Source organism: Simiduia curdlanivorans (assembly GCF_030409605.1).
In the GTDB taxonomy this organism is placed as follows: domain Bacteria; phylum Pseudomonadota; class Gammaproteobacteria; order Pseudomonadales; family Cellvibrionaceae; genus Simiduia; species Simiduia curdlanivorans.
Window position 1 is genome coordinate 2580730 of the sequence record NZ_JAUFQG010000004.1, and the last position, 22891, is coordinate 2603620.

General features: G+C 51.5%; 21 protein-coding genes and 2 tRNA genes. 13 read left to right on the forward strand and 10 right to left on the reverse strand.

Annotated elements, in window-relative coordinates; genetic code table 11:
- Positions 1-25 precede the first annotated feature (25 nt).
- The 3 genes from QWY82_RS11305 to QWY82_RS11315 form a co-directional block, all read right to left on the reverse strand.
- Positions 26-604 carry an NAD(P)H-dependent oxidoreductase gene (locus tag QWY82_RS11305; RefSeq protein ID WP_290262365.1) on the reverse strand — a complete coding sequence of 193 codons (579 nt, stop codon included), beginning with the start codon at positions 602-604 and terminating at the stop codon, positions 26-28.
- A gap of 70 nt (positions 605-674) precedes the next feature.
- Positions 675-1013: a MerR family transcriptional regulator gene (locus tag QWY82_RS11310; RefSeq protein WP_290262366.1), complete on the reverse strand. Its 339-nt coding sequence runs from the start codon at positions 1011-1013 to the stop codon at positions 675-677.
- Positions 1014-1216: 203 nt separating this feature from the next.
- Positions 1217-1429, reverse strand: coding sequence for a hypothetical protein (locus QWY82_RS11315; RefSeq protein WP_290262368.1), 213 nt, complete (start codon positions 1427-1429; stop codon positions 1217-1219).
- Between the two features lie 120 nt (positions 1430-1549).
- On the opposite strand from QWY82_RS11315, the gene QWY82_RS11320 reads away from it, so the two are divergent.
- Positions 1550-2263: an SOS response-associated peptidase family protein gene (locus tag QWY82_RS11320; RefSeq protein WP_290262370.1), complete on the forward strand. Its 714-nt coding sequence runs from the start codon at positions 1550-1552 to the stop codon at positions 2261-2263.
- Between the two features lie 45 nt (positions 2264-2308).
- On the opposite strand, the gene QWY82_RS11325 is transcribed toward QWY82_RS11320, so the two are convergent.
- The 5 genes from QWY82_RS11325 to QWY82_RS11345 all read right to left on the reverse strand — a co-directional run bounded on the left by QWY82_RS11325 (position 2309) and on the right by QWY82_RS11345 (position 6384).
- Positions 2309-2989, reverse strand: a complete 681-nt coding sequence (locus tag QWY82_RS11325) for a YceI family protein (RefSeq protein ID WP_290262372.1) — start codon at positions 2987-2989, stop codon at positions 2309-2311.
- Between the two features lie 215 nt (positions 2990-3204).
- Positions 3205-3480, reverse strand: a complete 276-nt coding sequence (locus QWY82_RS11330; RefSeq protein ID WP_290262373.1) for a hypothetical protein — start codon at positions 3478-3480, stop codon at positions 3205-3207.
- A 407-nt stretch (positions 3481-3887) separates the two neighbouring features.
- Positions 3888-4226: a hypothetical protein gene (locus QWY82_RS11335; protein WP_290262375.1), complete on the reverse strand. Its 339-nt coding sequence runs from the start codon at positions 4224-4226 to the stop codon at positions 3888-3890.
- A gap of 260 nt (positions 4227-4486) precedes the next feature.
- Positions 4487-4810 carry a hypothetical protein gene (locus tag QWY82_RS11340; protein WP_290262377.1) on the reverse strand — a complete coding sequence of 108 codons (324 nt, stop codon included), beginning with the start codon at positions 4808-4810 and terminating at the stop codon, positions 4487-4489.
- The gene (locus QWY82_RS11345) at positions 4807-6384 is read right to left on the reverse strand and encodes a hypothetical protein (protein WP_290262379.1); all 1578 of its coding nucleotides are present in this window, start codon (positions 6382-6384) and stop codon (positions 4807-4809) included. Before QWY82_RS11345 ends, QWY82_RS11340 begins: the two co-directional genes overlap by 4 nt.
- 747 nt (positions 6385-7131) lie before the next feature.
- Here QWY82_RS11345 and QWY82_RS11350 point away from each other — a divergent pair.
- Positions 7132-7260 carry a hypothetical protein gene (locus QWY82_RS11350; RefSeq protein WP_290262381.1) on the forward strand — a complete coding sequence of 43 codons (129 nt, stop codon included), beginning with the start codon at positions 7132-7134 and terminating at the stop codon, positions 7258-7260.
- 1266 nt (positions 7261-8526) lie between these two features.
- On the opposite strand, the gene QWY82_RS11355 is transcribed toward QWY82_RS11350, so the two are convergent.
- Both QWY82_RS11355 and QWY82_RS11360 read right to left on the reverse strand, forming a co-directional pair.
- Positions 8527-8603, reverse strand: a tRNA-Asp gene (locus QWY82_RS11355).
- 46 nt (positions 8604-8649) lie between these two features.
- Positions 8650-8725 (reverse strand) — tRNA-Val (locus QWY82_RS11360).
- 171 nt (positions 8726-8896) lie between these two features.
- Here QWY82_RS11360 and QWY82_RS11365 point away from each other — a divergent pair.
- The 11 genes from QWY82_RS11365 (at position 8897) to QWY82_RS11415 (ending at position 22876) form a co-directional block, all read left to right on the forward strand.
- Complete coding sequence (locus QWY82_RS11365) at positions 8897-9412, forward strand: cytochrome c-type biogenesis protein (RefSeq protein WP_290262383.1); 516 nt, start codon at positions 8897-8899, stop codon at positions 9410-9412.
- A gap of 9 nt (positions 9413-9421) precedes the next feature.
- On the forward strand, positions 9422-10669 hold the full coding sequence (gene ccmI / locus QWY82_RS11370) for a c-type cytochrome biogenesis protein CcmI (RefSeq protein ID WP_290262385.1): 1248 nt from the start codon (positions 9422-9424) through the stop codon (positions 10667-10669).
- A gap of 176 nt (positions 10670-10845) precedes the next feature.
- Positions 10846-14355, forward strand: a complete 3510-nt coding sequence (smc, locus tag QWY82_RS11375; RefSeq protein WP_290262387.1) for a chromosome segregation protein SMC — start codon at positions 10846-10848, stop codon at positions 14353-14355.
- Between the two features lie 70 nt (positions 14356-14425).
- Positions 14426-15508, forward strand: a complete 1083-nt coding sequence (gene zipA, locus QWY82_RS11380) for a cell division protein ZipA (RefSeq protein ID WP_290262388.1) — start codon at positions 14426-14428, stop codon at positions 15506-15508.
- Between the two features lie 42 nt (positions 15509-15550).
- A complete protein-coding gene (gene ligA, locus QWY82_RS11385; RefSeq protein WP_290262390.1) occupies positions 15551-17584 on the forward strand; it encodes an NAD-dependent DNA ligase LigA in 2034 nt (677 codons plus the stop codon).
- Positions 17584-18189: a transglycosylase SLT domain-containing protein gene (locus QWY82_RS11390; RefSeq protein WP_290262392.1), complete on the forward strand. Its 606-nt coding sequence runs from the start codon at positions 17584-17586 to the stop codon at positions 18187-18189. Before ligA ends, QWY82_RS11390 begins: the two co-directional genes overlap by 1 nt.
- 105 nt (positions 18190-18294) lie before the next feature.
- Positions 18295-18726, forward strand: a complete 432-nt coding sequence (locus QWY82_RS11395) for a hypothetical protein (RefSeq protein WP_290262393.1) — start codon at positions 18295-18297, stop codon at positions 18724-18726.
- Positions 18727-18729: 3 nt separating this feature from the next.
- The gene (locus QWY82_RS11400) at positions 18730-19584 is read left to right on the forward strand and encodes an HAD family hydrolase (protein ID WP_290262397.1); all 855 of its coding nucleotides are present in this window, start codon (positions 18730-18732) and stop codon (positions 19582-19584) included.
- A 28-nt stretch (positions 19585-19612) separates the two neighbouring features.
- Complete coding sequence (locus QWY82_RS11405) at positions 19613-19858, forward strand: hypothetical protein (protein ID WP_290262399.1); 246 nt, start codon at positions 19613-19615, stop codon at positions 19856-19858.
- Between the two features lie 10 nt (positions 19859-19868).
- Complete coding sequence (locus QWY82_RS11410; RefSeq protein WP_290262400.1) at positions 19869-20918, forward strand: AraC family transcriptional regulator; 1050 nt, start codon at positions 19869-19871, stop codon at positions 20916-20918.
- Between the two features lie 158 nt (positions 20919-21076).
- Positions 21077-22876, forward strand: a complete 1800-nt coding sequence (locus QWY82_RS11415) for an acyl-CoA dehydrogenase C-terminal domain-containing protein (protein ID WP_290262402.1) — start codon at positions 21077-21079, stop codon at positions 22874-22876.
- Positions 22877-22891 lie beyond the last annotated feature (15 nt).

Here is a 22891-nt window from a genome sequence, read left to right on the forward strand (position 1 = left end):
TGCCGCCGCTTGACTCGATAATAACTTAACTGGCGCTGAGCCCGAGTTTCGACATTTCATTCAGCCATTTTTCCCTGGAAGCGTTGGTGGAACTTATAATGGGGCCGATCATTCTGCTGGTGACGGCGCCGAAACCGACGAATTTAAGGGTGGCGGTTTTTAACTGCCTGATGGCTGGCGCGCCTTGAAACAAAACGTAATACCAAGGTGGTGTATCCATAGTCATGACGATTCGAGTCGTTTTTCCTTGCAAGAGCTTTTTGGGGATGGACATTCCCTTCTCATATTGAAATGCAAAACCGGGTAAAAATGTTCGATCAATAAGCCCCTTAAGTTTTGCTGGCAGCGCACCCCACCAATTGGGGGTAAAAATAACGAGGTGTTCGCACCAAGTCAGCGCTGCTTGGAAGGCCTTGAGAGAATCCTCTAGAGGTTGATCCTTGGTATAGCCATCGGCTAGATCTACATTGAAGGTCATGTCTGCTAGATTTAGCAGCTTCACGTCATGCTTTTGTCGGGCCGACCTTGCGTAGGTATCGGCTAAGGTATTCACAAAGCTATCTGCTTTGGGGTTGGCCGCCAATACCAATACTCGTTTGCGCATTTTATGTTCTCGCGTTACCTAAAGAAAGCGCATTCTACCGTCTCCCCTTAAGGGGAGAGTCAAGTGTTGGTTAAGATTTTATCTGGGCATAGCAGGCATCCAAGCTGTTAATTTTTCGCTCGATATCCGTGCGTTGTTCGATGAGTTGCGCCCTTATCTCGGTCAAAAATACCTTTATGTTTTCCCAGTCTATTTTGCCATTGCGGTAACTGATAACCCCTTTGAGTTGAGACAGCGCCACCCCTAGCTCCGTTGCTTCCTTAATTAATAGCAGCAGCTCAAGGTCTTGCGTTGTATATACCCTATAGCGCCCCAATCGCGCGGGCGGCTCAATCAAACCTTGCGCCTCATAAAAACGAATGGCCTTGATGGATAAACCCGTTTTCTTTGCTGCTTCGCCAATATACATAACGCGGTATCTACTGCCTTAAAGTTGGATGCTAGGGAGACCTTGCCTTTGCAAGGCGGCTTACTAGTTAACACTCAGTTATTGAAAGGGTATCTGAAATGTCGTCAGGAGACATGTGATATTTCGTTGTGGCGCGCCTTTGGTGTTGGCTAGCCTTTAGATCTGATCGCCATGATTTTTCTAACACTATAAATACCTAAAAACTACGCGATGTATTGGCCCGTGAGCATAATACTGAGCTTGGGCCAAAAATTGATTTCTTCGCTAAAAAATCGCGTTGCTACAATGCCGGGGTAGGCCAACATCTTGTAACCGGGTAGGGCTTGGTTAAATACCCAAAAGCCTAAACCAAATGCGATGAAGCAAATTAAAACGCCTAGTAGCGCCCATTGGGCGCTAAATTTTACATCTGACATAGGAATCTCTTGACAGTTCTTTATCGGTTGGCAAGGTGGTAGCCTTAGTTTACCTTGGGATTATAAGTTTACCTTGGGATTATAAGTTTACCTTGGGATTATTGATCTTGGAGTTATGCAATGTGTGGTTATATCCGGCGCCACGTTGACCCGCGTACCCTGAATGAATTTCTAGCCTTACTTGGGGCTGAGGGAGATTACGAGGGCGCCGAAGATGAGACAGCAAAAATTCAGCACTATTATCCCGCCTTTGGCGGTGACCCTAAAAGAACAATCGATGGACTACTCATCCAAAAAGGGGGTGTCTTGAAGCAGGTGGATGCGACCTGGTGGTACGACTGCCGGGAAGTGGGTGGAGAACTTGAAGTCGGTCAAAGAACAACCTTCAATGCGCGCAACCTCACATCGTTCTACTGGCGCGACGCTATTCGCCATCGCAGGGCGATTGTTATTGCAACCGGTTTGGGAGAAGGAAAAAAGGTAGCCGGCAAGAATAAACACTATTTGGTAACAACCCAGCGATTAATGCTGCTGGGCGCTGTCTATCAGGAATTCCCCGGGCAAAAGTACAGCTGCGCCATCATCACACGCGATACCCATCCACGGTTTGAGCCCTATCACGACAAGGCTTTCCCCTTGTTTCTACCCTACAACGTAGAGTTTTTAAAGCTATGGATGAGCGACGCAGGTGACGAGCACCCGCAAATTGCTCAATTGCTATCAAACCCCAGAATTTTTGCAGACCTAGCGATTACCCCCGTCAAAACATTTAAAGGCGAACTCGCGACCGGCCTGACGGAATTCTTGCACGCCGACGAGCGAGATAGGTGCTAGCAGGTTGTTACAAGGTTGATATTTGAACTGTCTGCTTCTTGGGTATTACTGAACCGTTTTAAGTGGCGGGCCAGTAAATTCCGCTTCGATAATGACGTCAATAGTATCGCCCACGCCCATGGTCGAACCCGGTGCTGGTATGCCCATGGTAAGTCCGAAATCTGAGCGGTTAAAGTTACCGCGCGCGGAAAATCCAATTCGAGCATTGGGGTCAAAGGGGTGGCCGGCGTAGCCGCCGTTAAATGTTGCGTTCAAAATAACCGGCTTGGTGACTCCGTGTAGCGTCAAGTCACCGCTGATTCGCACGGTGTTGGTTTGTGTGGCTTCCACATGGGTAGAGCGAAATGTGATTTGACGAAACTGGGCTGCATCCAGCCATGCTGGGCTCAGTAGTGTATCGAGAAATCCCTCCGGCGGTGCTGGCAGCGCAAGTGAGCGCGGGTCGATGGTGGCAGTCACGCTCATTGCGTTTGGGTTGGCCGGGTCAAACTGCAGCTGTGCGGAGAAGCTTGTGAACCGCGCAGTGTATGCGGAAAAACCTAAATGGTTAACGCGAAAAGAGAGATCGGCGTGGGATGGGTCGATACCATAAGCGCCTGCAGGGGCTTCGGTGATAAAAGGTTTGGTTGCTTCTGGGGCTTGGTTTGGGGCGGCCCAAGTGCTGCTTGTTGTAAGGGTGAGAGCTGCGGTGAGTAGGAGTAGGTGTTTTAGGGTTTTTGTTTTCATGGGGTGGCTCGGTTGGGGAGTGCTGGGTGGTTAGGTTGAGGGTAGTGCAAGTTAAGCAATACTTATATGAAAATTTAACCTGCTAAGGGCTCAGGCAGCGGTCCGTTCACCCTCTAGAGCTTGAATCCGTCCCTTCAATATGTCGCTTGCAGACGACTTTTAATCCAGTGTCGGATTCAATAACTCTATTTTTTTAAACCAAGTGTTCTGTGATTTTAAATTGTTTCTACGTATATTGAATTTAACGTTTTTCGAATTGACTCCTCGTTTTCTGATAGTGGAGCGTAATCTAGCTTTCTGTTTAAGCTTTGGGATAATCTATTTACTTTTTTAGTATCATTGTTCTGAGTCGCGATATCTATCTCTATAACCGCTGGCAGAATATCTTCAATCCAATATCTTGCGGCAGCCTCTTTTTGTTCATTTTTATTTGCGTCTTTAATTAATTGGATTAGGGTGGTTGCTAAATCTAACAGGTATTTGTTTGTCATGATGTCACCAGCTCGTTGCTTTTGGCGTTAAGCCGTTTGGGATGGTGTTTCGAGAGTCAGGGATATATAGCTGCTCCTTTCCACCAGAAAGCTGCCATCCATTTGCGTTCTCTACTGATTGGGACGCAGCATCCCCAATCCAACCATTCAGACCATCCTTTGGAACTGTATATTCGACATACGCGCCGTTATTGTTCCAGTCCTCTAGAACAGCATAGCCACTACGCCATTCAGCTTTTGATGCGGGGAGTGGGTCAGTATTACCTGCACAGTATTAATGATGGGAGAATTTGAGTGATAACAATATCACGTGAAATTTCTCTTGCTGGCGGTGCCACTCCAGCGATGTAGTCACGTCTACTTTTATTCCAAAGACTAAACTCTGGATTATTCTCGGCGCGGCAGTGTCAGCTCGGGCTTAGTCCTATGGTCTCTTCGGAAAAATCAGCGCATACAGTTACGTCACCCGGTTTGCGCGGATGTTTTAGTGGAATATTTTTTTCAGCAAGTTCTAGGTTTTCGATAACCCAGTCAAGAGAGGTTGTTGGGAACTCTTCTTGTTCAATTTTAATTGAGTTGCTGAATTTACTGAGGGGTTCGGCTCTAAAGATAAAGTGTGATCTCGTTTTAGAAAGTTCGATTTTTTCGTTAGGGAATATTTCATAAAATAAATCTGTAACTTTTACTGCATGGGTGCTTATACTGTTAGGATAAATGATACCCAATTGTTCCAAAATTTTGCTCACAGTCTAATTGCCAATAGGAGTTAAGTTGATCGTTGTGACATATCCGCTACTTTGAAGATCCGAGAGCAGTGGCGTGTTGTATGTGCCGCCAAAGAAAGTCGGGTAGATTTCTGTGGTTTGCTCGCGTGCTACCTCGCCAATAAAGTTCTGTACTTTTTTATGCCAAAAAATTTTATAGTATCTAGTCTGGAAAATAATTCGATTATAAATTTTTACATCTATGCGGAGATGTTGGCGTTTACGTTCACGATGTGGTGTCGTTATATTTCTTGTATGTTTACATCTGAGTTTCCTCTCCAGCTTATTCTTTTGAACTTTCCTTCCAGTATTCCCAGATCTCGCAGATGTTCAAACACTTCCGATGGGCACCACTCTTTACCGTCGGAAAAGTAAATGCCCATATTCCTTAGTAGGTTAAAAATCTTAGCTTTATCTTTATCTCCTGAAGTCTCTATTTGTAGATGATTTCCGCCTGAAGCTCTAAATCCTGAAGCAATTAGTTTTTTCATTAACTCGTCGTCGCTGATAGATACTTTTATTGTATTTTGATCAGCTTTTTCGACAAAAGAATATTTCATATTCACTTTACAGTAATCTCCGCTAAGGTTGTTACGTCCTTGGTATCAATTGTTGGTATAGATTCGATAACTATCTCAGGAGCTCCACCAGGAAGGTGGTTTCCTGGTCCTAAGAAATATTGATTGCCTTCTAAAGGACTTCGAGTCATTTTGTCAGCTATATTATCAACTTTCCTGATTTTGAACCCCTCTTTTAGAGTTCCAGGTTCCAGTCCAAAGGCGTTTTCCAACTCTGCTACTTTAGCTGCACTTACACTAGATTTACCATTGAAATCACCGATAACATCTGAAATTCCCTTGCTGTCTGATATAAACGTGCCGTTCCGGCCAATCGTGGGATAATTGTCCCAAGCTGTAGGGCTGATGTTATACCCTGTATTATCTAGTAGCATTTGATTTTGGCGTTTTCTAGCTTGAATTACACGAGTTTCACCAGGGTTTTTGCTAAGATCTTTTTTGTCCTTTGGTTTATTCGAACTAGGCTTATCTGTCTTCGTCTGAGCCGGAGTATCCGTCTTAACATCATCAAAACTACGCTTAACACTCTTCGCTCCGCGTTTGGCTTTGTCGGCTAGGTATTTGCCGACTTTTTTGTTGGCGATGGCGAATTCTGACAGTAGTTTGCCGAGTTTTTCGAATTGTCTGATGAGCCTGGCTTTGCTGGCGATGGCGATGGCGACGCCTAGGCCTACGCCGCCGGTGAGTGCGGTGAGTATGGCGGTGAGTATGATCTCGAACGCTGCTGCACCGCCGAATTCGGCGACTTCTAGCCGGTGCTGGCTCAGCGCGAAATCTTTAATAAATATCCCTATGTCACGCATTAGCGGGCCGTCGGATGTGACTTGGTCGGCGAGATCTAGCGCCTTTTTAATGTCGTCTAGGCTGACTTTGGTTGGGTCGAAACCCAGTACGTCTATCAGTTCGCGCAGCTCGGCGTCTAAATTCAGGCTGGTGAAGGTGTCGTAGAAATTTTCTGTGCCAGAGGCGGTGGCCGCATTTTTAGCGTACCGATACAGCCTTAGCTGCATGGAAGTGAGGTCGTTAACTTCCTTGATCCACTTAGCGAGATCCCAGGCAGCGCCACCCAAGCCTTTAAGGCTGGCCCAGCGCAGCGCTAGGTCTTTGCCGAAATAGCTTAGCTTTTGGAACTCTTCATCAATCTTCGCCGTTTCGGCGCGCTCGGCGATTAAGATTTCATTCAGCGCCTGTTTAATCTTCACCCGCAGTATGGCGCGATCGTCGGCGACGGGTTGTAGGCTGTTGTCTTTCTCGATAATCAGCTGCGAGCGCTCGATGGCGTCGGCTATGCGGTCGTTGTTGCTGCGCACTTGGGTGAAGATGCTGGGCCCGTTAATGACACCGACGTTGACTTGCGGGGTACACAGGTGCCTTGGCAGGTGGTCTGTGCCGCCAAAGAAGGTTTGGTAGATTTCTGTGGTTTGCTCGCGTGCTAGCTCGCCAATAAAGGCCTGGGCCTGGCCTGGGCCGCGGAATAGATTTTTGTTTGAGCAGGTGTCGCTGCCCCAGCCGTGGGTAAGTCGATAGCGCTGACCTTGTGAATCCGTGAGGATGATTGACATGTCCTTGTCTCGTCCCAAATGAAGAGCCGGTATTATCTTTCGGTTTGGCTGAAAGTACACACCTTGGTGAGTTTATCGTCAGTTTTTGTCGATTGCTAGACGCTAATTGGTGCGATGGCACTGAATTGGGGTGCGGCAATGCTAGCAACTCGCAGTGCGCGATAGGTGCTAGAGCGCCTAGCTATCGCTGAGCAGATTGGCTTCATACCCGTTCTTAGCGCGGCCTTTATGCTTCGTGATAGGTCGGGATAATTCGCCGTAGGTGGACTTGAGCCCTGTGGTTATTTGTTAATAGGTTTGTTCTGGTGATTCTCAATCCGGTGCTTTTGTCCCACGATGAGAAGTGGTAGGTTGCTCCGCTGTCGGGGCTTTTACGCTGCGCCAAAATCCCAATTTTTTTGAGTCAATCATGTTGTAACACTTTACAGTGATAGTTAATTTACTAGGTTCGTAATGGACAATGTATTGAATCTATAAATAAAGCCTAATTGTAATGGAATGTGTTGGTAATTCGATTAAATTTTCTGACTTTAATCAATGTTTTTAAAAGGGGTTGTGCATATGTTGTAATTCTGGGTTAGGTTGTGTGGCTACTAAGTATATTTTTTTAATTTCCTTATTTTTCTAGTTACTTCTTCTTATTTTCAAATGGTAATCGGTCGGGCTTGTTGACTTCTTAATATTGTATTAACTAACATCTGGGTGTTGGAGATAATCCGATTATTAAAATTGACAGGAAGTTTAACAATGAAAAAGAATATTTTTATTTCGATAGTTTTTTCTGCAACGCTTGTTGCATCAGGCTTTGCTTTTGCTGGTGAAGCTTGTGATTGGTGGTGGTGGGATTTGGGCATTGTTTGCCATACGCCAAAATAAATTTATGAACGCTTGACACAGCTGTATGATAGCCAAATGGTCGCTGAATGTTTTAGTTTGAAGCTTCAGCGGCTTTTATGCTTGCCCTAATTTTTTATTAAGTATAGTTTGTCTTGTTTTATCCTTGCGTGATGGATGTTGTACTTAATTGCTTCAAGATATTTCCTTGGTCGTAAGAGCATGCAGGTTAATTGTCTTCAGCGTTGCTAAGAGATGCAGTATCATTTTTTAAATTTAATAATTTTTCCTTTTAAGAAATATTCTATTGGCATAAACAGCATCTAAATCGCCTGATTCGTTTTCGTGGTTGGCAGGGCGCCCATCGTAATTTTCAGAAAGCTTCAGTGTTCTTACTTATCTTTCAAGCTAAGTTATGGCATCCAAATTTAGCGTGTCAGTTAGCGGGACACCCACCTTGGTTCCGGCAGGCTCTTAGCTTTTTCGTGGAGTTACTGCGATATCTAGATCTCAGCAGCACCTGAACTTTTGCAAAGGCCATGGATGGCCTGCGAGCGACTCAATACAAGGATGTATTGATGGAGCGGCAAAAGTTTAGGTGGTGCTGGGATTTGGCACGAGCTTTGGTGTGGTTGCGGTTTGGTTTGCGTTTTTAAAAGCGTGTTAATTTCGGCGAAATAGGAAGTGCTGGGCTAGAAGTCTGGCGGACCGGACGGGAATAATTCAGGTCGTCCTGACCTTCACCCTTCGGGCGCCTAATCGGCGTCCAAAATTTCTGTCCTGAAATTTAGTGACTCGCACCCTTCGGGGCCGGCCATCCGCGCTTGTCAGCCGTTGCCCAAATTCGTTCCTGACGATTAGTGACTCGGATCATCGTGACCCTCGGGGCTATGCCCCAACAGCAAAGCTGTTGTCTCAATTTGTTCCCAACAAATTGATCGAACCCGTACGCGGGTGTGGGCTGTAAGGGTGTGGCCTTTGAAGGGGTAGTTAAAAGGGGGCTCAGTTCTAAAGTGAAATTGTAGCGAGAGTCGGGCAGTGGCGGACCGGACGGGACTGGCTCGGACGTCCTGCCCTCGGGGCGTTGCCCGAGGGGGCGGCCATCCGCGCTTGTCAGCCGTTGCCCAAATTCGTTCCTGACGAATTTGTCGAACCCGAGCGCGACTAGTGACTCGGGCCGTCCATGGCCCTCGGGCTTCGCCCACCGCTGTCGCGGATGCCCTAATTTGCTCCCGGCAAATTAGTCGCCCCGCCCAATCCAACACACAAATAAAAAAGCCCTCACGAGGAGGGCTTTTTTGTTTGTACTGGCGGACCGGACGGGACTCGAACCCGCGACCTCCGGCGTGACAGGCCGGCATTCTAACCAACTGAACTACCGGTCCGCATAACCGGTTGGCGTAAGTAACTGCTGTTAAATACTGCCTTATATGGTGGGTGGTACAGGGGTCGAACCTGTGACCTACGCCTTGTAAGGGCGCCGCTCTACCAACTGAGCTAACCACCCGTTGTTCAAGAGCCGCGTATTCTACTGATTAATCGACTTAGGTCAACAACCAAGTTGGGTTTTTTATGGGGTGTTCGCCGACTTTCGCGCTGCTGTGATTGGTGTGTAGGCGTTGCCCAGTGGCGTTGTTATACTCCGCGCTTCTTTTTGAGCCATGAATGAGGAATGCCGGTGGCAATTGGTACTAACAAGGTGGCGAAAGCATGGGCCAGGGTTTCGAAGACGGGGGCACTGCTGTTGCTGGGTGCGGCGTGTTTGTTGGCGTCCATCGGCGCTCAGGCGGTAATCGACGTTTATGAATTTAAAGACGAGAGCCTGCGCGCGCGCTATTTAGTGTTTGTGGAGGAGATGCGCTGCCCTAAGTGTCAGAACCAAAACCTCGCCGGTTCCGATTCGCCCATTGCCGGCGATTTGCGCAAAGAGTTGTATCGGTTGCTGGACGAAGGCAAATCCGATGAGGAGATTGTCGATTTCATGGTGGCGCGCTACGGCGATTTTATCCTTTATAAGCCACGGGTGCAGTGGAATACCTACCTGCTCTGGGGTGCGCCTTTGGTGTTGCTTGGTTTGGGTTTGATTGTTGTGGTGGCGCTGGGTTGGGCCAATCGCCGCAAGGCCACAACGCCGGCTGTTATTAGTGCTGAAGATCAAGCGCGGCTAGACGCGCTGTTAACGAAGAAATCATAGGAAAAGCAGATGACTGTATTTTGGATAGCGGCGCTGCTGATGGCGTTAGTGGCGGGCGTTTGTATCTTGTGGCCTCTGCTGGTTAAGGCGAAAGACGCGGCAGCGGGGCGGGGCGAGACCAATATCTCCATTTATCAAGGCCGCAAGACCGAGTTAGATGCGCAGTTGGCGGCGGGCGAGCTGGACCAGCAATCCCACCAAGCCATGCTTGATGAACTGAATTTTTTACTGCTCGATGATACGAAAGAGGCTGACGCGACAGCGCCGGCGAGCGCCACGGCCAATACCAGCCTTTGGGTGTTGTTGACGGCGGCGGTTTTATTGCCGTTGGTGGCGGGGCTTTGGTATTGGCAGCAGGGCGCCAGCCAAGAGGTGGCGCTGCGGGGCATGATGCAACACATCGACAGCCCACAGGATGCGGAAAAGGTGGTGCAGGTGTTGCGCGGCACAGTGGCCAAAGACCCAGAAAATACCCAGAACTGGTTCATGCTGGCGCGCCTATATATGGAGCTTGGCCAGTATGCCGACGCCACCATGGCGTATTTAGAAGTGGTGAATCGCGAGCCAGAGGCGGCCGAGGTGGTGGCGGAAATGGCGCAGGCGCTGTTTTTGGCATCGAATAACCAAATGACGCCAGAAGTGCGCAAGATCAACCAGCGCGCCCTCCAGCTCAACCCGGAAAACGGTACCTCGTTGGGCTTGGCCGGCATTGATGCCTTCGAGCAAAAACGCTATCAAGAGGCCATAGATCTGTGGCAGAAAGCCATGTCTAAATCCACCCCCGGCAGCCCGGCTTATAACGCCTTGCAGGGTGGTGTAGCCCGCGCTCAAGCGGCTTTAGGCGGCGATGCCGGCGCCAGTGAGCAAGTTGCCGCTGCGCCAGCACCGGCGAGTCAGCCCGATGCGAGCGCTAAGCCGAGCATTCAAGTGCGCGTGACGGCGACCAGCCAGGTGCCGTTAACGGGGCAAACCTTGTTCGTCTACGCGCGCGCTTGGCAGGGGGCAAAAATGCCACTGGCCATTCAGCGCTTGAATGCCAATAGCCTACCTTTAACGGTGACCTTGGACGACAGCATGGCGATGATGGCCGGTGTGTCCCTGTCTAGCGCCGGTGAGTTGGAAGTGATAGCGCGCTTATCCGCGTCTGGCAGCCCGGCGCCGCAACCGGGCGATTGGCAGGCCGCTACCGGGCCTGTGAGCCTTGCCCAAGGCAGTGTGGCGCTGGATTTAGAGATTGCCACACAAGTGCCACAGTAGGGTGAAATAGGGGCGACTTCTGTGTAGAATCGCCCCATCTTTGGGCGCCAAAACATGGCCGGCAGGGACAGCCTCATAGACGCGTCATCCACGCGCTGATTGAACGGCTCCCGTAAGGTTTAACTGCCCATAATTACAGAAAAATCAGTACCTTATTTAAAGAGTGAAACTGTTTCATGCGGCTTAAATGTATCAAGCTGGCCGGGTTCAAATCCTTCGTGGACCCAACCACCGTAAACTTCCCGTCTAACCTAGGCGCCGTGGTCGGCCCTAACGGTTGTGGCAAATCAAACATTATTGATGCCGTGCGCTGGGTGATGGGTGAGTCTTCCGCGAAGAACCTGCGCGGCGAGAACATGACCGATGTTATTTTTAACGGCTCGGCCGGCCGCAAGCCGGTGGGGCAGGCCTCCATCGAATTGGTATTCGATAACTCGGAAGGCAAGTTGCTGGGCGAGTACGCCAGCTATGCCGAAATTTCTATCCGCCGTAAAGTCACCCGCGATGCGCAGAATTTTTACTACCTGAACGGCAACAAGTGCCGGCGCCGCGACATTACCGATATCTTCCTAGGCACCGGCCTAGGCCCGCGCTCTTACGCGATTATCGAGCAGGGCATGATCTCCCGTTTGATTGAGGCGCGGCCGGAAGACCTGCGTATTTTTATCGAGGAAGCGGCCGGTATTTCTAAGTACAAAGAGCGCCGTCGCGATACCGAAAACCGCATTCGCCGCACCCATGAAAATCTCGAGCGCTTAACCGATATTCGCGACGAATTAGAGCGCCAAATATCGCGCCTCGAGCGCCAAGCCCAAGCGGCGGAAAAATACGGCGAGTACAAAAAAGAAGAGCGCGAGTTAAAGGCGCAATTGCAGGCCTTGCGCTACCGCGTGTTGGCGGAACAGGTGGCGGTAAAACGCACGGCGATTCGCGAGCTGGAAGTGGATGTTGAAGCCTTCGTATCGGCGCAAGTGAACAAAGACACGCTGATAGAAAAGTACCGCGTGCAATACACCGAGCTTGGCGACAAGTTTAACGAAGTGCAGGGCCGTTACTACGCCATTGGTTCAGACATTGCCCGCATCGAACAGACTATTACCCACACCCAAGACCGGGTGCGCCAATTAACTGTCGACCTAGAGCAGACCCGACGCGACTGCAAAGAAGCGGAAGAGCACCTGCGTTTGGATGCCGATAAAGCCGAGGGCTGGCAGGCCGAGCTACTGGAAATTGAACCTGAGTTAGAAATGGTGCAATCGGCCGGTGACAACTCCGGCGAGTTGCTGTTGGAAGCTGAAGAGCAGATGCAACAGTGGCAAATGGAGTGGGACGAGTTTAACCAAAGCGCCTCCGAGCCACGGCAAAAGGCCGAAGTTCAGCAGTCACGCATTCAGCACTTAGAGCAGGTGCAATCGCGTTTGCTCGAGCGTATTCGCAAACTGGATGACGAAAAGTCACAACTCACCGCCGGCGATGTGGAAGAAGAAATTGCCGAGCTGAGTGAGCAGTTGTCTGAGCTCGAATTAGACGGCGAAGAAAAGCGTGGTCGCAATGAACAAATCGGCGACGACATCAACGAACTGCGCGAAGCCAATAATCACATTAGCAACACGCTGGATGAAAAGAAAAGCCGCTTGCAAACCTTGCGCGGCCGCCATGCCTCCCTCGAAGCCTTGCAGCAGGCCGCCCTAGGCGAGCAAAACAAAGTTGTGACGCGCTGGCTGGAAAATCAAAACCTAGCCGATAAACCGCGTTTAGCCGAAGGCTTGCGCGTGCGCGATGGCTGGGACAAAGCGGTTGAGACTGTGCTGGGCAATAATTTGCAAGCCGTGTGCACCGATGGTTTAGATTCGGTGGCCGCGGTATTAGATAGCCTAACCCAGGGCCAGTTGTTGTTGGTTGATGGCTCGGCGCAAGTGACCGCCGCAACATCGACCAAAGCGACGACCTTAGATTCCTTTATTGAAGCCGATGTCAGCATCGCGTCTTTGGTGGGCCAAGTGTACGCCGTGGAATCCTTGGCCGAGGCCTTGGCATTGCGTTCAAATTTAAGCGCTAACGAATCGGTCATTACCAAAGATGCCATCTGGATTGGCCCCAATTGGCTGCGTGTTGTGCGCGACACAGATGCCACCGCCGGTGTGATCGCGCGCAAACAAGAATTAGAGGAAATCTCTGCTGAGATTGCTGAGCTTGAAGCGTTAGTTTCCAGCCAGTCCGAGCAACAAAGCCTTGGTCGCGAGCGCTTGAAAGAGTTAGAGCAAAGCCGCGAGCAGTTGCGTCGTTCGCTAGACGAACACGGTAAGCGCTTTAGTGAATTAAAGGCGCAATTGTCTGGCCGCCAGGTGCGGGTAGAGCAAATTCTGGAGCGCAAAAAACGCATCACGGCTGAGGTGAGTGAAGCGCGCGAACAAATGGAACTAGAGGCCGAGAATCTGTCCGAGGCGAGAATGACCTTGGAGGAGGCCATCGATGCCATGGAGCGCGATACCGGTAAGCGCGAAGAGTTAATGACCCGGCGCGATGGCATTCGCGCCAAGTTAGATGAGGCCAGACAAAAAGCCCGTCACGATAAGGATCGCAGTCACGAACTGGCCATGCGGGTGCAATCGCTCCGCACCCAGTTGCAAGCGATTCAATCGGGCATGTCGCGCTTGCAGGAGCAATCGGTGCGTTTAACCGAGCGGCGCGAGCAGCTGGAAGCAGCTTTGTCGGATAATCACGACCCGATTGAAGAATACAAGTTAGAGCTCGAAGCGTTGTTGGAAAAACGCGTTAGCATTGAAGCCGAATTAGGCACCGCGCGCAAAGCGTTGGAAACCGTTGAGCACGATTTACGTGCGGCCGAGCAACAGCGCAACCGCGCCGAGCAAGACGTGCAAAAAGTGCGCGGCAATTTAGAGCAGGAGCGTCTGGCGGCACAAACCTTGGAAGTGCAGAAGCAAGGTTTCGAAAATCAGCTGAAAGAAGAAGAGTTTGAGCTAGAGGCGTTGTTGGAAGCCCTGCCCGAGGATGCCCAAGAAGAGCCCATGGTGCAAACGCTGGAGCAAATCGGCAACCGCATCACGCGCCTAGGCCCCATTAACTTGGCGGCCATTGAAGAATATAAATCGGAGTCCGAGCGCAAACATTATTTGGATGCGCAGAATGCCGATTTGATGGAGGCGCTGGATACTTTGGAAAACGCCATCCGCCGCATCGATCGCGAAACCCGCACCCGCTTCAAAGAAACTTTCGATCAAGTTAACAGCGGTTTGCAGGAGCTGTTCCCGAAAGTGTTCGGTGGCGGCCACGCCTATTTAGAGTTGACCGGTGAAGATTTATTAGACACGGGTATCGCCATCATGGCGCGGCCACCGGGCAAGCGCAACAGCACTATCCACCTGCTGAGCGGTGGTGAAAAAGCGCTCACCGCTATCGCCTTGGTGTTCTCTATCTTCCGCTTGAACCCAGCGCCTTTCTGTATGTTGGACGAAGTGGATGCGCCGCTCGATGATGCTAACGTGGGCCGTTATGCGCGCATGGTTGAAGAGATGTCTGCCCATGTACAATTTATTTATATTACCCATAATAAGATTGCCATGGAGATGGCGCATCAGTTACTGGGTGTGACTATGCATGAGCCTGGTGTGTCTCGCTTGGTAACAGTGGACGTGGAGGAAGCGGCTGAATTGGCTGCTTCCTAATTATTAACTGAGATGTGTTCGACGCAAATTATGAAAGACTTTACTACTGACGCAACGAAAGGATTTCGCCATGCGTGAATGGTTAACGGTCATTATCGCTTGTTTGATTATTGGCGTATTGCTGGATGGCCTTAGGCGCATGCGCGCGGCCAAGCGCGGCGATATGAAAATGTCTTTGAGCATGCACAAGGGCACGAATAAAGATGACCTTGCCGCTTATGGTAGCGAGCTGCCAAACGGCGGTGCGCGCGTTGTGGCCAAGCGCGAAGCGCTTGCGGCGCAAGCAAAAGCGCCCAAGGCGGAGCCTGCCAAACCTGTTGTTAAAGCGGCTGCAGCGAAAACGTCCGCACCGAAAGCCTCTACACCTAAACCCGTCCCGGCGAAGCCCGCCAAACCCGCTGTGCCGCCGGTGACACAGGCTGAACTGGATTTAGACCAACATGTGCCGCTGCTAATGAACGTTGATGATGATCCGGTGGCCGAGCCGCTGGATATGTTTGAAGACGACGACAATCGGCGCGAACCCAGCTTTAGTGCCAGCGCCGATGTCGATGACGAAATTGATGCGGCCGATGCTGTTGAAGCAGAGGATGAAGCCGTTGACGACGAGCAGGATGATTACGACAGGGTGCTTTTTTCTGGCCGCAGTGAATCACCTCAAGCGTCCAGCGCTGCAAGCTTCACAGACGCTGACGAGGCGGATGATGACGCCGAGCCGGAGGAAGTTTTCGTGATCAATGTGATGGCGCCCAAAGGCGAGGTGTTTATCGGCGAGGCGATAAAAGACGCGATCTTAACCGCCGGTATGCGCTTTGGCTCGCGCAAGATTTTTCATATGCACGAAGACCTCGATGGCGAAGGTGCGATTCAATTCAGCTTGGTCAATATGGTGCAGCCGGGGGTGTTTGATTTGCACAAGATGGACCAAATTGAAACGCGCGGTTTGAGTTTGTTTATGACCTTGCCGTCTGAAGCTGAGAGCTTGCCGGCCTATGAGGCCATGGTTAAAGCGGCGCGGTTTTTAGCTGAGGATTTGGGTGGTGAATTGCGCGATGAGCAGCACAGCACCCTAACGGCGCAAACCATCGAGCACAACCGAGCCAGGGTCTCGGAATACGAACGCAAGCTGCAGCTAGCCAAAGCCCGTCAATAAACTTCAAAGGCGCTACGGCGCCTTTTTTACATAAGAAAAAGTATGACTGTTGAAACCTTGTTGGCCGAATACCAAGCCTTAAAATCCCAGCTGAATTACCACAGCTATCGCTACTATGTGTTGGATGATCCACAGCTGCCCGACGCGGAATACGATCGCCTGATGCAGCGCTTGCAAGACATTGAGTTGCAGCAACCCGCGTGGGTGACTGCCGACTCGCCCAGCCAGCGCGTGGGCGCTGAGCCGCTCAGTGCTTTTTCTCAAGTCACGCACGCCGTGCCTATGTTGTCGCTGGACAATGCCTTCGACGAGCAAGATATGCTCGATTTCAACAAGCGCCTGCAAGATCGTTTGAAAAGCAAAGACGATATTGAGTTTGCTTGCGAGCCAAAATTAGATGGCATCGCGGTGAGTTTGCTGTATCGAGATGGGCTTTTAGTGCAGGCTGCTACCCGTGGTGATGGTGCGATAGGTGAAGATATTACCGCCAATGTGCGCACCATCGGCTCTGTGCCATTGCGTTTACAGGGCGAGGGCTTTCCACCCTTGTTAGAAGTGCGCGGTGAAATTTATATGCCGCGTGCCGGCTTTGATTTACTCAATGATAAGGCCCGCGAACGCGGCGAAAAAACCTTTGTCAATCCGCGCAATGCGGCCGCGGGAAGTTTACGCCAGCTCGACCCCAAAATTACCGCCAGCCGACCGCTACAGTTTTGCTGTTATAACGTGGGTCTTGTAGAAGGCGGGGAACTGCCCGAGCGCCACACCGATGTTTTGCAAGCTTTGAGTGGCTGGGGTTTTTTAATTAATGCAGAAATGCGCGCTGTGCATGGTGTGCAGGCTTGCCTCGCTTATTTTGCTGAGCTTGGGGAAAAACGCCAAGGCTTGAGCTACGACATAGACGGCATTGTTTTCAAAGTTAACCACCGCACCTTGCAGCAGCAGTTGGGTTTCGTCGCGCGCGCGCCGCGTTGGGCCATTGCCCATAAATTTCCCGCGCAAGAGGAAATGACCCAGCTGTTAGATGTGGAGTTTCAGGTGGGCAGAACTGGCGCAATTACACCCGTCGCGCGCTTAGAGCCGGTGTTTGTTGGCGGCGTAACTGTGTCGAATGCGACGCTGCACAACCGCGACGAAATTGAACGCTTGGGCGTGATGGTTGGCGATACCGTTATTGTTCGGCGCGCCGGTGACGTGATCCCCCAAGTCGCCTCGGTTATTGTCAGTAAGCGCCCCGTGGATGCGCGCCCGGTGGTTTTTCCCAGCCTTTGCCCGGTATGCGAATCACCGGTGGTGCAAGTAGAGGGCGAAGCAGCGGTTCGCTGTTCTGGCGGTTCCGTGTGCCCAGCCCAAGTGAAAGAGGGAATAAAGCACTATGTGTCGCGCAAGGCGTTGGATGTGGACGGGCTGGGCGACAAACTGGTGGAGCAATTGGTAGATGAAGGCCTGGTTGCCTCCATCGCCGACCTTTACCATTTGCACGAAAGAAGAGAGCAATTATTGGCGCTCGAGCGCATGGGTGAAAAGTCGGCCGACAATTTATTAGCGGCGATTGAAACCAGTAAAAGCACCAGTTTGGCCAAGTTTCTATTTGGTTTAGGTATGCGCGAAGTGGGCGAGACCACGGCAAGATCCCTAGCCGCGCATTTTGGTAAGTTAGACGCATTAATTAAGGCGTCGCACGAGGATTTAATCGCGATTGATGACATAGGTCCCGTGTCAGCGGCCTCTATTGTGGCTTTCTTTGCCGATGCAAAACAGCTCGAGCAAGTACGTGCGTTACAGGCCGCGGGCGTGACCTGGCCTGAGCATGAACCCGTTGCCAAAGATGCGTTATTACTCGCCGGCCAAACCTGGGTGCTAACCGGCAGCCTTGAAACCTTGAGCCGCGATGAAGCGAAAGAAAAGCTCTTGGCGCTGGGCGCGAAAGTGGCTGGCAGCGTATCGGCAAAAACCCAGATGGTCGTGGCTGGGCCGGGTGCTGGATCTAAGTTGGCTAAGGCGCAAGCGCTCGGTATCGAGGTGCTCGACGAAGCTGGATTGTTGGAAAAATTTAAACACTGGGGCGTGAGCTAATGGGTAAGTGTGGCTGGTTATTTTTGTTGTGCACTTTGCTTTTAAATGCCGCCTGCACCACATCGCCACCGCGCAACCCAGACAACCTTTGCGATATTTTTCGCGAAAAAGATGATTGGTATGAGGATGCCAAAAACGCGGAGAAGCGTTGGAAGTCGCCCATCGCGTCGATGATGGCGATCATGCACCAAGAGAGTCGGTTCGTGGCCAAGGCGCAGCCGCCCAGAACAAAAATATTGTGGATTTTCCCGGGCCCAAGGCCGAGTAGTGCCTACGGCTACTCGCAGGCGAAAGATGAGACCTGGCGTTGGTACCAAAATAACAGCGGCAATAGTTGGTCTAATCGCGATGACTTCGGCGATGCGATTGATTTTATTGGCTGGTATAACTATCAAAGTGGGCGCTTGTCTAAGATTAAATCGAACGACACCTACCACTTGTATTTGGCCTACCACGAAGGCCATGGCGGTTTTAACCGGCGCACCTTTAACAGTAAGGCCTGGTTAAAGGATGTGGCGCGCAAAGTGTCGGCTCGGGCCAACCGTTACAACCAACAGCTCGATACCTGCCGCGAGGATTTAGAATCCTCTTGGTGGCCGTTTTAACTTATCCTGTGTACCAATTGTGCAGGAGCGATTGTTGCCCTTGGCGGTTTTCGGTACAGTGCTAAACAGACTTTTTGCCACTATTTAGAGATGAGGCTATGTGCTATGTATAACGATCAGGAGTCTATCGTATACGGTTGCATTAAAGATGTGAGCGGTGCTTTGAATGATCAAGAGCGGCGCAAGGTGAATGCTCGCGCTATGGGCTCGTTGCCCGATGCCGATGATTGGCCCTTTCTGTGCCGAGATATGTTCTCTACACCTGTTATCAATCACTCGCTTAGCCAATACCATACTGACGTTATGCATTTCGGTGCATCCTATAAAGCGGTGGAATACGAGTGGGAAGAGTGGCTGGCCAAGTTCGAAGACCTGTTGGCAGGCATGTACTGGGTCAGTGCTACGGTGCATTTAGAAACTGAATTGTCGGGCACCCATACCTTTACCTGGGAGTCTAATGGTAGCTATCACGCGCCCGGCTCCGGGGGCATTTCGGTACGCTGTGAATGGAGCCACGAGGGCGGTTTACACGTCTAATTCATGGAAACTCTACAGCTAGAGCAGCTGGCGCAAAGCGAGCTGCCGGCGTCACCTATCCGCCTCGCCTATTTTGATATCGACGGCACATTGCTCGATGCCGACGGCAAGCTGCCGGCGCCAGTGATTCAAGCTATCCAGCGCATCCAGCGCCAGGGCGTGTTAACAGCCTTTGCGACCGGCCGGCCACCCTTTGCCACCGAAGCGCTGCAGCGCCAATTATCCATGAATGCGCCGAGCGTGTTTTACACCGGCGCACTGTGTGAGGCCGAGACTATTTGCCACGCCGATCACACCTTGGCCCTGGTGGAGCTGGCGCCGCTGTTGATGCAGGCGCAGGTGTATGGTTTTCACGCGGAAGTGTATTATCGCGACCACTATCGCGTTGAAGCCATGAGCGATATTGGCCATGAACACGCGCGCCACTTGGGCGTCGCGCCGGTGCTTGATAGCATGAGCCGCTGGCCGGATCTGCCCATCTACAAATTGCTCTTGGGCGTTGATTTGACCCAGTGCCCGCAAGGCCTCGCGGCGCTGGAAAAAACTTGGCCGCAATTTCAATTCGCCTATGCCCATCTGCCGTCGCGCCCCCTGTGGCAATTTGCCAGCGTGGTGTCGCGCGAGGTGAATAAAACCACACTATTTCAGCAGTTGCTCACTTATCATGGCCTCGCGCGGGAGCAGGTCATAGCCTTCGGCGACGGCGGTTCTGACTGTGAGTTTTTATTGTCGGCTGGGGTGGGCGTGGCGATGGATAATGCGTCCTCGGCAGTGAAAGCCTGCGCCAACTTTGTGACTCGCTCGTCATCAAAAGATGGCGTAGCCTATGCCCTCGAAAGGCTAGTTCCGCCGCTTTAGGCAGTTATATTCAGTATTTGGATAGTGAATGATTATTGGTCGATTGTTTAAGAAAAAGGGTTCCCTGGCCTTGAGTCTGGCGGCTTGTTTAGCCTTTGTTTTAGCGGCTATTTTGGCCTGGGAGCTGCCTATGAGTGAAGTTTTACGCTTCACCTTGGCCAGCCTTTTAGCGCTTTTGGTAATCATGTTTGCCGCCGCCTTGACGGTGGTTCTAGTGCATCTGTTTGCGCATTTATGGCGTAAACTATGGCACCTTCTCTTTCGTAAAGATTAACTCAATTTTCATGGCTCAAGCCGACGTTAGTGTGCCCAGTGAATATGCCCGAACCCTGCTGCAAACCGTGGCGGAGAACGGCGGCAACCGCGATCAATTGATGGCGGAGCTAGGTATTGCGGAGGCTGAGCTCACGCCCGGTAGGGGTTTCTCTGCGCTTAAGTATGGCAAGTTGTATCAGCGCGTTATGCGGGTGATGCAGGATGAATGCTTTGGCATGTTCAGCGGCGGTAAAGTTCGGCTCGGCTCGTTTCGACTGCTCTGCCTCACGGTCATTCAGTCCACCAATTTGCGTCAGGCGATTGTGCGCTCGGGGGAGTTTTGTGAGATTTGCCGAGGGTTTTTGGTTCGCTCGCGCCTGCTCGAGCCAGCGCCAGGTGTGGCGCGGGTGGAAATGTGCGGCATTAGCTCGGTCTCGCCTGAAGCCTTTGCCGAGATGGTCAATAACGCGACGCCGAACCAAGTGCGCACCAGTCTTGCCGTGTGGCAGCGTTTCAACTCCTGGTTAATCGGTCGAGAGATTCCGCTCACCGGTATCTATTTTGCGTTTTCCTGCCCGGATGAATTTCGCGAAATGGCCGAGTGTTATCCCGCCCAGCTGCATTTCGATCAGGCTTTTACCGGCTACGAGTTCGACGCCAGCTTCCTAGACGCGCCGGTGGTGCAAAATCAAAATACCTTGATGGATTTCGTGCGCTCGGCACCTTACCACTTGGTGATAAGCGATAGCAGCCAGCAGAGTCTCAAGGCCAAGGTGAGGGCTATCTTGTCGAAAGATGTGAGTGGTAGCCAACCCAGCGCCGAGGACGTGGCCTCCCGCTTAAACCTATCGGTCACCACCCTAAGGCGCAAATTGCAAGCGGAGGATACCTCCTATCAGCGCTTAAAGGACGAGTGTCGCATGGAGGCCGCCTTTCACTATTTGAGTTGCCCAGAGTTGACCAATAGTTGCATTGCCGAGCGTTTGGGCTTTGACGAAAGCAGTGCCTTTTTCCGCGCCTTTAAAAAGTGGACCGGCGTGACCCCCGGCGACTACCGCAAAGGCCTAGACAAGCCTTAAATCCCCATCAACGGGCGCTTTTTGCGCCTACACTTGTGCCGAGGCCACCCCTAGGCGCCCAAAAATGTCAGCTAATGTGGTTGATTTCGCTATTGAGAGCCAAGGCGTAATAACGGATTCTGTGGCAATACCCAATCGAATAACCAGAGGTTGATGACATGAGTGATTACAAAGCCCCGTTGCGCGAAATCCAATATGTAATGTGGGAGCTGCTTGGCTATGAGCAGCATTACCAGTCTTTGCCCGGCGGTGACGAGGCGAGCTCAGATGTAGTTAACGCCGTTATTGAAGAGGGCGCGAAGTTCTGTGAGAACGTGTTGGCACCTCTTAATGCCGTGGGCGATAGAGAAGGCTGCACGTGGAACGATGGTGAAGTGACCACGCCAACGGGCTTTAAAGAAGCTTATCAGCAATATGTAGAAGCCGGTTGGCCCTCTATGTGTCACCACGAAGAGCACGGTGGCCAAGGCTTGCCGCAGTCCTTGGGTACGATCCTGAGTGAAATGGTAGGTTCGGCTAACTGGTCTTGGGGTATGTACCCTGGCCTGTCTCACGGTTGTATGAATACCTTAGAAGCGCACGGCACCGCTGAACAAAAAGAACAGTATTTAGGTAAGTTGGTTGAGGGCAGCTGGACTGGCACCATGTGCTTGACAGAACCTCATTGCGGCACCGACCTCGGTATGTTGCGTACCAAGGCAGAGCCCAATGCGGACGGCTCCTATAATATTTCTGGCACCAAGATTTTTATCTCTGCCGGCGAGCACGACATGTCCGAGAACATTATCCATATTGTGTTAGCGCGCCTGCCCGATGCACCGGCCGGTACCAAGGGTATTTCCCTGTTCATCGTGCCTAAATTCAATGTTAACGCCGATGGCTCAGTGGGCGATCGCAACACCCTGAAGTGTGGTTCGCTCGAGCACAAGATGGGCATTCACGGTAACTCTACCTGTGTCATGAACTTTGACGGCGCCAAGGGCTTCCTTATTGGCCCGCCAAACAAAGGCTTGAACTGCATGTTCACCTTTATGAATACCGCCCGCGTGGGTACTGCCTTGCAAGGTTTGGCGCACGCTGAAGTTGGCTTCCAGAAGTCTTTGGAGTACGCCCGCGACCGCCTGCAAATGCGCTCCTTGTCGGGTCCGAAAAACCCGGATGGCCCAGCCGACCCAATTATTGTGCACCCAGACGTTCGCCGTATGCTGCTGACGCAAAAAGCCTTGGCCGAAGGCGCGCGTATGTTGATTTATTACACGGCGCAGCAGGTTGATATCGTTGACCGCAGCACTGATGAAGACGCGCGTAAAGCCGCCGATGAATTGCTAGGTTTCTTGACGCCTATCGCTAAGGCCTTTGTCACCGAAACTGGCTTTGAAGCCGCCAACCTAGGCCTACAGTGCTTCGGTGGTCATGGTTTTATTGCCGAGTGGGGTATGGAGCAGAATGTTCGCGATTGCCGTATCTCTATGTTGTACGAAGGCACAACCGGCATTCAGGCGCTCGATTTGTTGGGCCGCAAAGTGTTGATGACCAATGGCGAGTCGCTCAAGCGCTTCACCAAGATTGTGCATAAGTTCTGTAAGGCGCAAGAAGGCAACGACAAGGTCACCGAATTTATTACGCCGTTAATGGCGATTAATAAAGAGTGGGGCGAGTTGACCATGCACATTGGCTTGCTAGCGATGGAAAACCCAGAGGAAGTGGGCGCTGCGTCGGTAGATTTCTTGATGTACTCAGGGTACGCCACGCTGGCTTACTTCTGGGCTATGGCAGCTGCCGATGCACAGGCTAAGTTAGACAGCGGCGCAGCCGATGCGGCCTTCTACGAAGCCAAGCTCAAGACGGCGCGTTTCTACTATCAGCGCTTGTTGCCGCGTACCCGCGCATTGGTTGATACCATGAAGTCTGGCGCCAACAACCTGATGGCTCTGGAAGCAGAACACTTCGCTTTCTAAACTGGATAGGGCCAA